Source organism: Roseibium salinum (assembly GCF_026240905.1).
Classification (GTDB): Bacteria; Pseudomonadota; Alphaproteobacteria; order Rhizobiales; family Stappiaceae; genus Roseibium; species Roseibium salinum.
Genome location: NZ_JAPEVI010000003.1, coordinates 1,884,742 through 1,900,188 on the forward strand (window position 1 = coordinate 1,884,742; position 15,447 = coordinate 1,900,188).

Here is a 15,447-nt window from a genome sequence, read left to right on the forward strand (position 1 = left end):
AAGAACCAAACTTGGGACTCACCATCAAGCCCAAATCGCCTGTTGGAGGCACTGCCAGGCGACGGTGTGCCTTTCCTGCAACATACTGATTTTCAATATTAATTAATGACGTTTGGTAATTTTCCTTCGCTCGACACGGTATCTGTGAAATAAAAATGCACGTTACCGCTTACCATCTACCACTACGTAATATTGGAAATATCACTAGTCTATTTACCAAAACTTTTTGATTGGGTTGCGTGTAAGAAAATATTTTTTGGACAAATGAATCTTGCTCACATTATTTCGTGAGTATAATTATCATTTTTATTTCCAACAGTCACGAATGTTTACTTTGTGGGACAAATTGCGCGTATCGCGGGCTTCTTCCCTTAGGGCTTCAACCCGGCCAACTGTGAACGCCGTGATCTGGGGGCGTCAGGGACAGTCTATCTGGAACCGGCGTGGGAAAAGCCGGCTTTCGGTCGCAGCAAGCGCCGGAGATTCGTATCGACGAGGCATGGCGTGCCCGATTTCATCCCCATGTGGGGTGCCGACGCTATCGAAGCAAGACCGTCACTCTCGCGCTTGCGCCATGCGCATCCAGGATCGTCACACTGGCGAGATCCGGGAGCTTCCGGCTGCCAGATCAATTGCCGTCTCAGCGCCTTTTCCGGAAGTGGTGCGCCGTTGACGAGAATGGAAAAAGGCCCTGCACCACCCTTCAGCTTGACGACGAGCGGCTGCGGCTTGGCGCTCTCCTGCCCGGTCGAGGCAAAACCCAGGTCCAGCTCCGCGCCGTTGGGCGGATAGGAAATCTGCAGCCCTTCACCCGGTCCGGCCATATCGCGCCGTTCCGGCAGACGGGCATAGCGCAGCGGTGCCGGCACAGACACGTTTGCGCCGAGAAGGGCTTCCGGCGGGGCGTCCGGCAGCGGCACCCTGCCCGGGCCCAGCTTTTGGAAAACTTCGAAAAGGACCGGGACCGCCGCACTTGCCCCCGTTTCACCCGGGACGGGGGTTCCGTCGGGGCGGCCCAGCCAGACAGAGACGACATAGCGCCCGTCATACCCGACGGCCCAGGCATCGCGATAGCCGTAGGCGGTGCCGGTCTTGTAGGCGATATGGGAGGTCTCGTCCCCCTGCGACTGGGGAAGGCCGGTCAGGATGTCGCTTACCAGCCAGGCGGCCTTCGGGGACAGGACGTTTCCCGGATGCCCGGCCGTTCCGGCAACATCACAGTCGAGACGGCAGGCCGACAGGGAGATTGGCTCCCCGCCCCGTGCCAGTGCAGCGTATAGCTGCGTCAGGTCCCCAAGCGACAGGCCCAGTCCTCCGAGGCTGATGGCCAGTCCCGGCGCTGCGCCGTCCTCCAGAACAGGGCGGACACCGGCCCGCTTCAGACGTGCTATCAGCCGTGCCGGGCCTACGGCTTCCAGCAATTGCACCGCAGGCGTGTTCAAGGACAGTTGCAAGGCCTCGCGGAGCGTCACGGTTCCCTGATAGGCCTGATCGAAATTCGTGGGCTGATAGCCACCGATATCCGTCGGCCGGTCGACGATGAAACTGCCCGGCAGGCCGATTCCCTCCTCGAATGCCAATCCGTATATGAACGGTTTCAGCGTCGAGCCGGGGGAGCGGATGGCGCGGGTCATGTCGACATGCCCCTGACGGCCGTTGTCCAGAAGATCCGGAGCACCGATCCTTGCCAGGATTTCGCCGCTCTGATGATCGGCGACCATGATCGCCATCGAGACGGGGCTCGGACGAGAGCCGATCTTCTGGCGGGCCAGCTTCTCGAGCGCCGACTGCAGGTCGCGGTCCAAAGTCAGGCGGTGCACGGGCTTCGAGGGAGCGCTGATGCGCGCATGGCGGCTTTCATGGGGCGCCAGGAACGGCATCGCGTGCCGGCTTGCGCGAACGGGTTCGGCGGCCGCCGACTGCGCCTCTTCCTCGGTCAGAACGCCGGCGGCGGCGGCGCGGGCCAGCACGCGGTCGCGGGCCCGACGGATTTCCGCGGGGAAACGGTCGGGGCGACGGGATTCCGGACTTTGCGGCAGGGCGACCAGCAGGGCGGCCTCGGCCGGTGTCAGGCGCCCGGGTTCCTTGCCGAACCAGGTCAGGCTCGCAGCCCGCACGCCTTCCAGGTTGCCGCCGAACGGCGCCCGCAGCGCGTATATTCTCAGGATGTCCTCTTTTGAAAAGGATCGCTCCAGCTGGACGGCTTTCAGAACCTGTTCGTATTTGCGTTTCAGCGTCCTTGTCGGTTTTTCGTCCAGGAGCCTTGCCACCTGCATGGTCAGCGTCGAGCCGCCGGAGACGATTCGTCCCGAACGTGCGCTCTGCACCGCCGACCGGACTAAGGCGCGCAGATCCACCCCGCCGTGAGCGAAAAACCGCTTATCCTCGAAGGCGAGCAGCATCTTGACGTAAAGCGGGTCGATTTCGCCAAGGCCGACCGGCAGGCGCCACTTGTCGTCGTCGCTGGTGAATGCCCGCAGGAGCCTGTCCTTGCGGTCGAGCACCACCACCGAGAGCGGCAGGTCCGCAATCTGCGGCAAGGGAGGCAGGGTTGCGTAATCGTGCCGGACTTTCAGCACGGCGCACCCGCCAAGCACGGCAAGTGCGAGCCCGGCAGCGGTCGCCCACTGCCGGTACAGACGCCAGCTGTTGCGCTGCCGTGCTCTCATTGCATTGCCCTACCTGTGCCTTACCGCGTCGGCCCCAGGACGACGAAGCGGCCGGTTTCCGTGATCGCGCGCCGTTCGGGCCGGTACATGTCTTCCACGGACGCCGGAGGATGGGCGAATTCTCCCGGTGTCGCTGCGCGGGCAAGATAGGCAAAGGTCAGTTCCTTGCCGCCATGCCGGGTCTGGTCGACCGCGACTTCGAACCTGTCCGCGTAGAAGGCCGAATGCTCCGGCTGGTCGATCGTCGACAGGAAGGAGAGCCCGCCCAAATCCCCCGAGCGCACTAGGCGCGGGTTGTCGATGGCAAGGCCCGCCGGGAGACGGTCGACCACCATCAAGCGCCCCGGCTGGTCCGTCAGGGCGCGAACCGTAACGACAACGGCCAGCCGGGTGTTGACCGGCACGGCCGTCGGGTCGACCGGATTGCCGTCAAGATCGTAGACCGTGCGTTCCACCGCGTAATCATTGCCGCCCGCCGGCTCCGGCGTGGTGGGCTGCCCGACCACGGAAACCAGTAGATCCGTCGCCTCTCTGCCGTTGTTTTTCACCACGGTAGACGAGCCAGAGATGTCCTCGCCGCTGAAAGACCAGGCAAGCCGCCCGGCGGTTTCCTCGCCCCGGACGGAGATCCGCGCCTCGCCGGCCGACTCGTTGAGGGCCTGCGCGGCCAGCAACAACCACGCCATGTCCTGTGTGGAGCGGCTGGATTTCCGGGTCTGTGCCGATTTCAGGAAATCGACCGCCTCGCCCTGCAGGCTGTCGCCCATGGATGCGGACACGACATAGTCGGTGACAGCCGCGCTGTCGCGCAGCACCGATCCGTAGTCGGGCCGGTATGTCTGCTGCTTCAGGTCCGGAAGGGCGGCCAGGGCAGCCCTGAAGCCGGTTTCCGCGCGGCTGCGCTCGCCATAGAGCGCCAGCCCGGCCGCCAGCTGGGCCTTTGCCAGCGGGGTCGCGAAGCTCTGCAGCTTGGCGTCGAGATAGTAACGCAGGTCGCCCATCGAGGCGCGGCCGTTGCGGGCCAGCACGTAGAGCGCATAGGCAATCCCCTCGCCGCCGTCCTGGAAATCGGACGCATAGGCCAGCCGGTTCTCGAGATTGTCCAGCGCCGTGGTGAAGGCGAGATCCGGAACCTGATAGCCTTTTTCCTTCGCGCGGGTCAGGAAGTCGGTGACATAGGCGTCAAGCCAGGTGTCGCCGTCGCCGTAGCTGTTCCAAAGACCGAAATCTCCGGAAGAGGACTGGTTGGCCAGCACGCTCGCAATCGCTTTCACGACCCGCTCCCGGATGGCACTGTCCGACCCGAGACCCGCCGCTTCGGCCACTTCGCTCAAGTAAAGGAGCGGCAGAGCCCGGCTGGTGGTTTGCTCCGTGCAGCCATAGGGATAGCGATCCAGGGCGGCGAGCAGGCCCGCAATGTCGATGTTGGCAGCACCGCCGGCCGTCAGGGTCACGTCAACGGTGTCGGTGCGCAGTCCGTCGAAACTGTCCGCGCCGAGCGTGAGACTGTCGCCGGAGGCCAGTTGGAACGAAGACCTGCGGACGACTTCCGGCTGGGTATCCTTGACCTCCAGGCTGAAGCGTTTGACATAGACCTTGCCGTCCGGCCCCGTCAGCGAGGCGACGATTTCGCTCGTCACCGGCGCAGCACCCGCGGAAACTGGCAGAAGAACGAGAGACTTCTTGCCCTGAGCCATGTCAAGCGCACGGGTCAGGCTCGCGGCCCCCTCTTCAAGCGTCAGCCCGTTGCCAGCCGAGACCTCAAGCTCGTAGGCTCCCGCCGCGCCGTCGACATTGTCGATTTCAAGGGCGAGACGCGACTGGTCGCCGGGCGCAAGGAATGCCGGTGCGCTTGCCGTCATCACAACAGGCGAACGGACTTCCACTTCACTGTCGGCATGACCGACACCGTCCTTGGTCCAGGCCACCGCCATGAGTTTCAATGCGCCGTTGAACGCAGGAATGTCGAACGAGACCGTGGCCTCGCCATCCGTGCCAACGTCCACCAGACCGGAGAACAGAGCGACCGGCTCCTCATCCGGGGGAGGTGCGTCGAGGCGCATGGCCATGGCGTCGCCGCCCGAGCGAACACGGCCCATCGTGCCGGCCATCCGGTCGATCAGCTGGCCGTAAAGGTCGCGCATATCCGTGCCCAGGCGCCGCTGGCCGAAATACCAGTCATCAGGCTCCGGCGTCTCGTAGCCGGTCAGGTTCAGGATGCCGACATCGACCGCAGCCACGGTCAGGTAGGCCTGTGTGCCGGGCTCGAGATTGGCGAGTCTGACCGGCACCTCAAGGGTCGTTTCCGGCAGGATCCGGGCGGGAGCGGACAGCTCGACCCCGATGACGCGGTCACCCGGGTCGACCTGCAGCCAGGACAGGCCGATTGCGCGCGACGGCATGCGCTTCTGGTCCAGATCCATCGGGCGATAGAGGCTTGCGGTGATATAGGCTCCTGCGCCCCAGTCATCGCTCACGGGTATCTCGACCTCGGTTTCCTCGCCGGAAACTTCCACCGTCCGGCTGGCAAGAAGACCTCCGGAGACAACATTCACGACCGCTATCCCCGCCATCTGCGGCTTGAGGCGCAGTTTTGCCGTGTCTCCCGGCCGGTAACTTGTCTTGTCCAGGCCGACATCAAGATAGTCAGGCGTATCGGAGGATGCGTCCGCCGTGTACCAGCCGGCGTTGAAAGTCACGCTGGTCGAGGTCTGCACGTCGCCGCTTCCCTCCACGTCGAGCCGGTATTCGCCCCACTCGACAGGCAAGGACAATTGTCCCGGCTGACCCGCCTTTGTCTCGATCTCGCCGCTGGCGACCCGCTGTGATGTGGTGATGGGCTCAAAGGACCAGCGGCCATCGAGCCGGTACCACTGGTAGCGCCGGTGGACCCGCGACAGCGTCCAGCTCAGGCCGAAGGCATCCTGTTCTGCGCCGTCGGCACCAACGACGATGACGGAAAAATCGGCCGGGCCGCCTTCGTCGACGCCGCCGTCGAAGGCCGGCTTGACGCCGATGCGCGGCCCGTCGAGGGCGACCGGCAGCTTGAGATCCCGTTCCACGTAGCGCCCGCCGGCCTCGACCAGCCGCGCGATCAGCTCGCTCTCGTAGAGAAGTGTCGTGTCCGGCAGCTCCGGCAGGGTAACCTCGAAGGTGAGCCTGCCGTCCTCGTCGGTTTTCAAGCCGGACGGAAGGGAGCCGCGCTCGGGATAGGCTTCCGAATCCTCAAGTCCGAATTCATAGCCGGGATAAGCGGCCAGGGTGCGCACGGGCCGTACGACAATGTCCCCTTCCAGCGTCTGGCCGCTGGCAGGTGAGCCATAGAGAAATTTCGCCTCCAGGGTCACCTGGAGAGGCTCTGTCCGGCTGAAGGTCTTGGCATCGGTATCAAGCTCGAAATCGACCCGCTCGGGCTGATAGTCCTCCACCAGGAAAGTCTCTCGCGCCAGAGAACTGCCCTTCGGGTCGGCAAAGACTTGCCACGACCAGATGCCCTGCTGCGCGGATTGCGCCAGGGTCAGATCCTGCAGATGTCCGCCGAGGCCGCCGTCATTGACTGTGAAGCGGGCATGTTCGACGCCGTCCGGGCGGGAAAAGACGAAGGTCAGGGGGAAGTCTTCCTGCGCGACAGCCTTGGAGTTGCGCAACAGGGCTTGAGCGTGAACGGTCTCGCCTGCCTTGTAGATCCCGCGATCGGTCCAGGCGAAGACGTCAAGGGGGCCAGGGGCCGGCCGTCCTTCAACGCCGCGGTCCGACAGATCGAAGGCCGGTTTGCGCAGATCGAGGAAGGAATAGTCCCCCGCTCCCGATTCCGCGACGAGAACGGCGGGCGCACGTCCGCCCTGGCCGCGTGTCAGACCGGGCGCGAATTCGGCGAAGCCTTCCGCGTTGGTCGTCGTTTCGCCGAGGATTTCATTGTTGACCGCAAGCAGCTTGACGGCGACGCCTTCCAGGGCTTTCGCGCTCGAGAGCGAGCGGATATTCGCCGCAATGCCGTTGTCGCCCGTCAGCGCAGTCAGGCCGAGATCCGAAACCAGGAACCATTGCGTGGCAAGCGCTCCCCAGCGGTTTTGCACGTCAAGTTTCGACCGTGCCGTCATCGCATAGACGCCCGGTTTCAGTTCGATGCCTGTTTCGGACACCGGAATGGCCGTGGTGATGTCCTGATTGAGCCGGTTTTCGGTCTCCACAATGCCGGACCAGACCTTCTCGCCAAGCTCATCCTCGATCTGGTCCGCCTGATAGGTGTCCAGTTGGCGCAGGAACCGCTCGTCGCGCAGGATATCTGCGACGGAACGGTTGCCGACCCGATAGATCGCGGTTTCCACCTCGTCGGTATTCACCGAGACGATCGGAATTGTCGGATTTCCGCCGGAGGGCAGCACATAGGACCTGCTGAGGAAATGCACCGTCGGCGAGCGGTCCTTCACATAGACCGAGAGTTCAGCGGTCTTTTCCAGCTTTTCACCGTCCGCGGCCGGAAGGCCGCTGCGTGCGGCCACCTGATAGCGGGCACCGTGCTTGAGACCGTCCGCACAGATCTGGTTGCCTTCCGCTTCGATGGAAAGCGTGCCCTCACCCCTAACGGTCACATAAGGGCTCATGTCTTCACCGACGGGCAATGCCTGCGAGAACACCAGGCAGATGCGCGGCGACGCGCTGTCGGAATCCACCTGGTGATCGACGATCCGGAATCCATGCGCGGCGACCAACCGGTCGTAGCGTTGCCGCCGGCCGGAATTCTCCTCAAGCGCCAGGGATGCCCTGAAAGACCTGATGGCGCTCTTGTACTCGCCGCGCCGCTCCAGCGAGCGGCCCAGAAGGTCAAGGGCATATGCGCGCTCCGGCACGCCTACCGAACGCAGATAGGCATTGATCGCCGCTGAGACCGCGTTCTTCTGCTTGGTCTCCCGGTCCTGCCAGTTGTCGGGATTCTGCAAAAGCAGCGCGCTCGTCAGCCGCGTCCAGGCATCAAAGTCGCCCGGCTCCAGCACGATCAGCTGCAGGAAATCGGCCTCGGCCAGGACGCCGTTCCGGTCGTTCAGGGCAGCCTGTCCGTTGCTGCGCAGTTGATCCGCGGTCTGTCCGCGCGGGTTGACGGAATTGGAAATGCTGAGGGAATAGGTTTCGGCACTCTCGAGTTGGGTTTGCGGCAGGAAGGAGAGTTCCGCCTTGCGGTCCACGCTCATATCCGCCCGCGGCGCCTGCACCTCGACGACACGGCCGGCAATGGCGCCGGCGAAACTCTGCAATTCGCCGAAGTCCGATTTCAGGAAGCACCAGCCGGCAGACGTATTGAAGGTGAATGCGCGGCATTGCCCGTCCTGGAGGCAGGCCGACTTGCAGCCGTCCAGATCGACATCCTTCACCGTCCTGTAGTCACTGCCGAAAAAATCGGCATCGTCGATCGTAACGATACGCCGGTCCTGGGCTTCAGCCTGGGGAACCGAAAAGCCGGTGCCACCCGCGAGCGCGAGGGCTACCAAGGCGGATTTGAGAAGGTTTTTCATGTGAAGTCCGGAGCATTATTGAAAGTGACTAAAGAACTGCGAATAAAACAGCATGGCTCGTGCTTCCGGGCCAAGCATCGACTTTATAAAGGCACCGGATCGCGACAAGCACAAGACAGAAAACACGCCGCCGAAGCGACACTGCTGAGCGAAGGTTAACCGATCCGGGCGATCAGTTCCTCAATCAGAAGATCGACTTCCTGAGCCGCCTTGCTGGAAGGAGCCTCTTCCGTAACGGAACATCCCCTGCCCATGGCTGACGCGAATATGGTGCGGTTTCCGAGCCGTGCCGTCAAGGCATCATAGCCTGAGGCAAGGATCGCGGCAGCCATTTCACCCGTCAGGGACGCGCGCGGCGGAACGCGGTTGAGCACCATCAGCGCCGGCGTATTCTCGCGGGCGGCAATTTCAATGGTTTGAGATGTTGCCCAAAGGTCGACAGGCGTCGGCTGGATCGGAACGATGACGAAGTCGGCGGCATCAATGGCGGGTTTGGCATCCGTGTCCGCCTTGGGGGGCGTGTCTATCACCACATAGCCGTGGGACCTTGCGAGCGATCGGGCTTCGCGCCGCGCGCCCCAGCCGGAAGCGGTGCGGAATTCCAGCCCGGTATTGTCTTCTCCGAGGCTGTCTTCCCGCGCTTCATACCAGGTTCCCAGAGACCCTTGCGGATCGACGTCGAGTATGGCAACCGGCTCGCCGGACCGTGCCGCGAGTGCCACGGCAAGATGAGCCGCTATGGTTGTCTTTCCTGAACCGCCCTTTTGCTGTGCAACAGTCAGAATCCGCCCGGACATTCATTCCCTCCAGAAGTTGGCCATCATATTGCGCTGCCAATTTCCGCAATGCAATATGACAATGAAAACTCCGTGAAACCGCCTGTGTTCGGCAAGAATGTCTCAGGCGATGAAGGCGCCTGGACCGGGAACGATCCGTTTCCAGCAGGTTATCAGGCAGCACTGCGAAACACTGCGGCGGAACCTAATCCTAGCCTGTCAGTTTTCCATACATATCTGCAAGGAAAGTGGAAATGACCGAAAGAACGACGCGCAGTGCCGAGGAGAAGTTCACCGAAAAGGATCAGCTCAATCGCGAATTTGAGCAAGAGACCCAAGCCGACAAGGAGCTGGAATCCCTGGTGCCTCCCATTTCGAAAAGAACAAACGCCTGGCGCATAGGTATTGCGGCGGTTCTGGTACTGGTTCTGGCTATTCTTGTCGTTCAGTATGTTTAGGGTCTGAGCTGAACGAAAATGTCACGTCATGAGCCTATCGGATGACGTGGCATGACTACGCCCCTCTCAAGTGCCGCCTTGTGATCCGAGCACCAGCGCAACCAGCGCCGGAACGTCCTTTGCCTGGTAGGGGTCGGGCGTCATCAGGCAGCGATAGAAGATCGCGCCACTGAGCGCCGTTGCTGCCGTCTCGGCATCGAAATCCGCAGGCAGTTCCCCCGCCGCGACCCCATCCCGCAGCAAGGCGACCAGTCTCTCCCGCCGGCGGGCGCTGTAATCGTACAGGAAGTCCGCGACTTCCGGATGATGCTTTGTCGCTTCGATGAGCCCTGGAATACAGGAGGCAAACGGCGATGCGGTCAGCGCCTCCGTCAAATGACGCAGCAGGATCGTCACCCTTTCCCTGACAGTGCCATCTGCAGGACCAGGCCGGGGTTGCACATTCAAGGTGTTCAATGCATCGGCGATGAGCGACACCTTTGTCGGCCAATGCCTGTAGAGCGTGCTTTTCGACACGCCCGCCTTGTCGGCGATGGCCTCCATGTTGAAAGCAGCGTAACCCCTCTCCCCCAGCAGCGCGATAGCAGCACTGAGGACCTCGTGCCTTGTGCGTTCGATGCGTTTGTCCATGCCGGATCCCGAAGCAGCGCCCAAAGTTATGGGACGGTTGCGTTTCATATCTTTTTATGAGACGGTACCGTATTATAAAATTCGAATGCTGCAAACGACATGGAGGAACAAAATGGCTTCCGTCCGCTATATCGTCTCCGATGTGGGAGAGTGCGTTGCATTTTACCGTGACCGGCTCGACTTCACGGTGGAGATGCATCCGGGCCCGGGGTTTGCGGCTCTGTCCCGCGGCGAATTGCGCCTGTTCCTGAACACGCCGGGGGCGGGCAGCGCCGGCAAGGCAGGGGGAACCCCACAGCCCGGTGGCTGGAACAGGTTTCAGATCGAAACCGATGACCTGGACGGCCTGATAGCCCGGATCAGCGAGGCCGGAGCGGCGTTTCGCGGCGAGATTGCCTCGGGGCCGGGCGGGCGGCAGATCCTTCTGGAAGACCCCTCCGGCAACGTGGTCGAACTTTTCCAGGCGGCCGCCCGGTGACGAAAGCCAGCAAGATTCCGCGCCGGTATGCCGGTCTGCTCATGGGTCTTCTGATGGCGCTGTCGATGGGACTGATCATGTCCTTCGTGGTGACAGTCATCAATCTCGGCCTGCGCGGCGATTTCCTTGTGAAGTGGATGATCGCCTACGCGGGAAGCTTGCCGATCGGATTGCCGACCGCGCTATTGGTCACGCCCATCGTCAAGTCGATCGTCGACCGAATGACCGAATAGCCTGCGAACGGCGCAAAACCGCTGCGAGCGGGGCGCCTTGACGCGAGCGCGTCCGCAAGCTCGCGGGCCCTGCCCTAGCGCCCTCCGAGCGCATAATAGACGTTCCACGACGGCCGCCCCGTGACCGGCATGCCGAATTTGGCTTCCGCCTTGCGGATCCCTTCCCGGGTTGCGGGGCCGACCTTGCCGTCCGGTTCGCCGACATTGAAGCCGTTCCTGTTGAGAAGCTTTTGCAGCTCGAGCCTCTGTGCCCGCGACAGGCCAGGATTGTCCGTCGGCCAGGGTGTCTTGAAGGGCTCGCCGCCGGACACAAGTTCCGACAGAAGGGCAATGGCCAGACCGTAGGAGGTCGACGCGTTGTAGGAGCGCAGAGCGTTGAAGTTCCGGGTGACCAGGAAGGCCGGGCCGCCGGCTCCGGCCGGCTGGATGAGCGCGGCCTCGAGATTGCCGGACAGCCTGCCGCCGTCGATCTTCGTCAGGCCCCGCTTGCTCCAGGTCGCAAGCGAAGACCGGGACTTGAGACCGGACGGACCGGAATAGCCGTCCGGCAGCCTGACTTCGTATCCCCAGGGCCGGTCGTTCCGCCAGCCAGCGTTCTTCAGGAAGTTGGCGGTCGAGGCTAGCGCGTCGGGAACCGAATTGACCAGGTCCTTGCGGCCATCGCCGTCAAAATCCACCGCCAGGCTGTTGTAGGTGCTCGGCATGAACTGCGTCTGGCCGAAGGCCCCGGCCCAGGAGCCGCGAAAATCGTCGAGCGGGACATCGCCGCGCGAGGCGATCTGCATGGTCTTGATGAGTTCGCCGCGGAAATAGTCCTTGCGCCGGCTGCCGGCGCACACGAGATTGGCCAGGGCATGGGGCGTATAGAAGTCGCCCTGGAACTGACCGTAATCGCTCTCGATTCCCCAGACGGCCAGCACGACGTGACGGTCGACGCCGTAGCGGCTCTCAATTGCGGAAAGAGTGCGGGAGTGCTTCTGCAGATTGGCTTTGCCGTCCTTGATCCGCTCCGCATCCACGAGGAAGGCCATGTAGTCCCAGATTTCGGTCTTGTGCTCGGGCTGGGAGGTCGAAAAGCGGATCACCTTCTCGTCATACGTCGCCCCGGAAAGCATGCGCTCGGCAACGTCCGCACGGACCCCGGCCGAGATCGCCTGCTGTTTCAGGGACTCAACGCACCCTTCGATGGCATGCGCGGCTCCCGGGATCAGCCCAAGCCCGGCTGCGATAACAGCACGTGTGAGTGTCTTTGCTACGCTTCGACCATACATCGCCAGCCCCCCGGTGAATCACTTGGGAAACGCTGCCACGCGAGCACGACCTAAATGCGGCAGAAACTGGAACGGGGTCGTTTTCAAGTAGAAAGCAATGAACAAGCCGGGCCGGCCTGGGGCGGCCAAGTCGGCCTACCTGCCTTCGATCAGCTTTCTGCGCAGCCAGCCGGAGATCTGGTCCATCAGCATCACCACGAGGATGGTCAGAATGATGATGTAGCTCGTGTTTTCCCAGTCACGCGACGTCTTCATCGTTTCCACGAGCATCAGACCGATGCCCCCTGCCCCCAGCGCGCCGATCACGGTCGCGGAGCGGGTGTTGGATTCCAGATAGTAGAGGACCTGGGAAACGAAGACCGGCAGGATCTGCGGGATGACGCCGAAGCGGTATCGCTGGATCTGGCTGGCGCCGGTCGCCCTCACGCCCTCCACCTGTCTGTTGTCGATATTTTCCAAGGCCTCGGAAAACAGCTTTCCAAGAGTCCCCGTATCGGTGAAGGCAATTGCCAGCGCGCCGGTGAGCGGGCCGAGGCCGAAGGCGCGGATGAAGATCAGCGACCAGATCAGCATGTCGATGCCGCGCAGGAAGTCGAACAAGCGGCGTGTACCGAAGCGCAGCAGTTTCGACGGCGTGAAGTTCCGGGCCGCCAGAAAGGCCAGCGGCAGGCCGAAGAAAGCTGCCGTCAGGGTTCCGAGCACCGCCATCATGACCGTCTCGAACAGGGCATTGAAGACCGCGCCATGCTGCCAGTCCGGATTGTCCAGGAATTCGTGCACGATGAACCACAGGTTCGCGTAGTCCGGGTCGAGCCGGTCGGCACTCAGCGCCAGCGCATAGAACTGACCCGCGGACATGCCGTGGAGCGGAGACCTGAACGGAAACCAGAAATTCTCCCACCCGGCGAAATAGTTATGGATTTCGATCTTGGTCTTGGTGATCTGCAGGCGCTTGTCGAGTTGCGGGCGCACATCGAGTTTGCGCGGATCGACCCTGACCCATTCGGGAACATTGCCACCGGGCAGAATCGTGTCGACGCCATCGTTGGTGGCCGTTGCCTTGATCAGCCCGTAGCCCGGGATGTCGAAATAGGCCGTCTTGCCGTCAATTTCGATCGTGTATCCGTCGCCGAGATCGACAAAGGCGTTTTCGCCGTTCAGCTGCACCCAGTCAGGAACGTCATCAGCATCGTAAGTGGCCGTCCGCTCGCCCTCGATGGCCACTTCCAGTTCGCCGCGGCGGAAGGTCTTGGTGACGTGAACCTTGTGGGCGACACTGTCCGTTGCAAGGATCGCCGCCCGTTCGGGCTGGGCTTTCGCCAGCAGGACCGAGACGTCGAAGGCAAACCAGGTATAGGCCAGGTAGGCGACGACCGCGAGCGGGAGCAGTGCCGTCATCCAGGCCCTGCGGCGCACATTCTGCCAGACGAGCCGAGGGGTCACGACCGGTTCAAGGGTGTGCGTGGTCATCTTTGAGCTTTCCTCAATGTGCCCGGCCGGAGCCGACCAGCCTGCCGCGCAGATAGGACGACAGCTGATCGATGACCATGATGGTGAGAAACAGGAGAACGAAGATCGCGGCGGTGTCGTCGCCCGCGCCCTGACCCCAGCCGATCGTGCGGCGCAACTCCTGGCCGATGCCGCCGGCTCCGACAAAGCCGAGAATTGCCGAGGCGCGCACGTTGATTTCAAGACGAAGCAGGAAATAGCTCAGATAGTTCGGCGCAACCTGCGGCAGGACCGCAAAACGGATGCGCTGCAGCCAGCTTGCGCCGCAGGCCGAAAGTCCTTCGATCGGCCTGCGGTCGATGTTTTCGTTCACTTCCGAAAAGAGCTTTCCCAGCGCACCCGCCGTGTGAAAGGCGACCGCGATCATGGCCGGCACGGGGCTCGATCCGAGCACGAAGATCAGGAAGAGCGCGACGATGAGTTCGGGAAAGGCGCGCATGATGTCCATCATGCGCCGGACCACCGGGATGAGCGGCCCCCAGCTGTCCACGTTCCGCGTCGAGGCCATCGCCAGGACGACGGCGACCGCGCCGCCAAGAAGCGTTGCGACCATCGCGATGTTGAGCGTTTCCAGCATCGCCGGAACGTAAGTCAGGACGAGGGCGAAAAACGCCGGCCCGGCCGCCCAGGCTTCCGCGACGATTTCTCCGGGATAGTCGAAGAACTTGGACAGGCCCTGCAGAAAGCCGCCGGAATTCATCTCGTTGGATTTCGAATATCCGGAGACCAGGACCGCGACGACGAGCAGCAGACCGATCAGGGAATAAAGCTGCCGGCGTTTGCGCAGTGTCAGGATTTCCTGCTCGAGAGCAGCTACGGGCATGTGCCGGGACCTCTAAATGCTGCGTTCCATCCGAGTGTCGCTTGCATAGGACGGAACCGCTGGTTCTCCACGCGCCGTACCGGCGGGCCGGGATGGAAGTAGATGTGTTGTTCAGGAAAAAACGCGGACCGAGGCTCGGCCCGCGCTTCTTGGCCGGACGCGATTACTGGCTTTTCGCCTTGCGGGCTTCGACGATCGAAACATACGCATCGTGAGTGATCGGCATGAAGCCCTTCGTGTCGCCGGCCGCCACGCCATAGGCGCATTCCGGGTCCATGGAATTCAAGGACGCCATCAGGGCGGTCATCTTTATCTTGACGTCTTCCGGCAGTTTCCTGGACAGAACGATCGGACCTTCCGGGATCACCGGCGAACGCCAGATTTCGTGGATATCGGTCATGTCTACCAGGCCGGCGTCGGAAGCCTTGCGCAGGGCGCCGGAGTTGTAACCGTCTTCCCATTCGCCGAGACCGTCAGCCCAGGTCACGCCGGCGTCGATGTCGCCGTTGAACACGGCAACGATGGTCTGCTCGTGACCGCCGGTAAACTTCACGTCACCGAAATACTCGCCCGGCTTCATCGAGTAGCCGTCCTTGGGGATCTCGATGGACGGGATCAGGTATCCGGACGTGGAGTTCGGGTCGCCGAAGCCGAAGACCCTGCCCTTCATGTCGTCAAGGGAGTTGATCTCGCTGTCGACGCGGGCAAAACCGATGGAATAGTAGCCGTAGCTGCCATCGACGTTCACCTTGACGAGAACCGGATCAACGGCCTCCGGGTCGGTCAGGTAGACTTTTGCATAGGCGGAAGCGCCCAGCCAGGCCATGTCGAGGTTGCCGCCGAGTAGACCTTCGATAACGCCGTTATAGTCGGCCGGAGCGAACAATTTGACCGGAACGCCAAGCAGGTCGGCGGCTTTCTGTTCCAGGCATTCGTAAGCGCGCAGCCGGTCGGAAGCGTTTTCGCCGCCGAGGATACCGATGCGGAATTCGCTGATTTCCGCCGCACCTGCAACGGAAGCGTTCAGGGCGATCGTGCTGACCGCAGCAAGAGCGGCAATTCTGGAAACGATTTTCATATGGGACACTCC

General features: G+C 62.4%; 11 protein-coding genes. 3 read left to right on the forward strand and 8 right to left on the reverse strand.

Going from position 1 to position 15,447, the window contains the following annotated elements:
* Window positions 1-428: 428 nt before the first annotated feature.
* The 3 genes from pbpC to parA all read right to left on the reverse strand — a co-directional run bounded on the left by pbpC (window position 429) and on the right by parA (window position 8,976).
* A complete protein-coding gene (gene pbpC / locus ON753_RS13280; RefSeq protein WP_265963116.1) occupies window positions 429-2,669 on the reverse strand; it encodes a penicillin-binding protein 1C in 2,241 nt (746 codons plus the stop codon).
* Window positions 2,670-2,689: 20 nt separating this feature from the next.
* A complete protein-coding gene (locus tag ON753_RS13285) occupies window positions 2,690-8,179 on the reverse strand; it encodes an alpha-2-macroglobulin family protein (RefSeq protein WP_265963117.1) in 5,490 nt (1,829 codons plus the stop codon).
* A gap of 155 nt (window positions 8,180-8,334) precedes the next feature.
* The gene (parA, locus tag ON753_RS13290; RefSeq protein ID WP_265963118.1) at window positions 8,335-8,976 is read right to left on the reverse strand and encodes a ParA family partition ATPase; all 642 of its coding nucleotides are present in this window, start codon (window positions 8,974-8,976) and stop codon (window positions 8,335-8,337) included.
* 233 nt (window positions 8,977-9,209) lie between these two features.
* Here parA and ON753_RS13295 point away from each other — a divergent pair, with 233 nt between their 5' ends.
* The gene (locus tag ON753_RS13295; RefSeq protein WP_265963119.1) at window positions 9,210-9,413 is read left to right on the forward strand and encodes a hypothetical protein; all 204 of its coding nucleotides are present in this window, start codon (window positions 9,210-9,212) and stop codon (window positions 9,411-9,413) included.
* Window positions 9,414-9,479: 66 nt separating this feature from the next.
* Here ON753_RS13295 and ON753_RS13300 read toward each other — a convergent pair whose 3' ends face one another.
* Window positions 9,480-10,043 carry a TetR/AcrR family transcriptional regulator gene (locus ON753_RS13300; protein ID WP_265963120.1) on the reverse strand — a complete coding sequence of 188 codons (564 nt, stop codon included), beginning with the start codon at window positions 10,041-10,043 and terminating at the stop codon, window positions 9,480-9,482.
* Window positions 10,044-10,155: 112 nt separating this feature from the next.
* On the opposite strand from ON753_RS13300, the gene ON753_RS13305 reads away from it, so the two are divergent.
* Window positions 10,156-10,521, forward strand: coding sequence for a VOC family protein (locus ON753_RS13305; protein ID WP_265963121.1), 366 nt, complete (start codon window positions 10,156-10,158; stop codon window positions 10,519-10,521).
* Complete coding sequence (locus ON753_RS13310; RefSeq protein ID WP_265963122.1) at window positions 10,518-10,754, forward strand: DUF2798 domain-containing protein; 237 nt, start codon at window positions 10,518-10,520, stop codon at window positions 10,752-10,754. The genes ON753_RS13305 and ON753_RS13310 overlap by 4 nt, the downstream gene beginning before the upstream one ends.
* Before the next feature lie 74 nt (window positions 10,755-10,828).
* Here the strand turns inward: ON753_RS13310 and ON753_RS13315 are convergent, their stop codons facing one another.
* The 4 genes from ON753_RS13315 to phnD all read right to left on the reverse strand — a co-directional run bounded on the left by ON753_RS13315 (window position 10,829) and on the right by phnD (window position 15,435).
* Window positions 10,829-12,025, reverse strand: coding sequence for a lytic murein transglycosylase (locus ON753_RS13315; protein ID WP_265963123.1), 1,197 nt, complete (start codon window positions 12,023-12,025; stop codon window positions 10,829-10,831).
* A 135-nt stretch (window positions 12,026-12,160) separates the two neighbouring features.
* On the reverse strand, window positions 12,161-13,495 hold the full coding sequence (phnE, locus tag ON753_RS13320) for a phosphonate ABC transporter, permease protein PhnE (protein WP_265963124.1): 1,335 nt from the start codon (window positions 13,493-13,495) through the stop codon (window positions 12,161-12,163).
* Window positions 13,496-13,508: 13 nt separating this feature from the next.
* Window positions 13,509-14,357 carry a phosphonate ABC transporter, permease protein PhnE gene (gene phnE / locus ON753_RS13325; protein ID WP_265963125.1) on the reverse strand — a complete coding sequence of 283 codons (849 nt, stop codon included), beginning with the start codon at window positions 14,355-14,357 and terminating at the stop codon, window positions 13,509-13,511.
* A gap of 163 nt (window positions 14,358-14,520) precedes the next feature.
* A complete protein-coding gene (phnD, locus tag ON753_RS13330; protein WP_265963126.1) occupies window positions 14,521-15,435 on the reverse strand; it encodes a phosphonate ABC transporter substrate-binding protein in 915 nt (304 codons plus the stop codon).
* Window positions 15,436-15,447 lie beyond the last annotated feature (12 nt).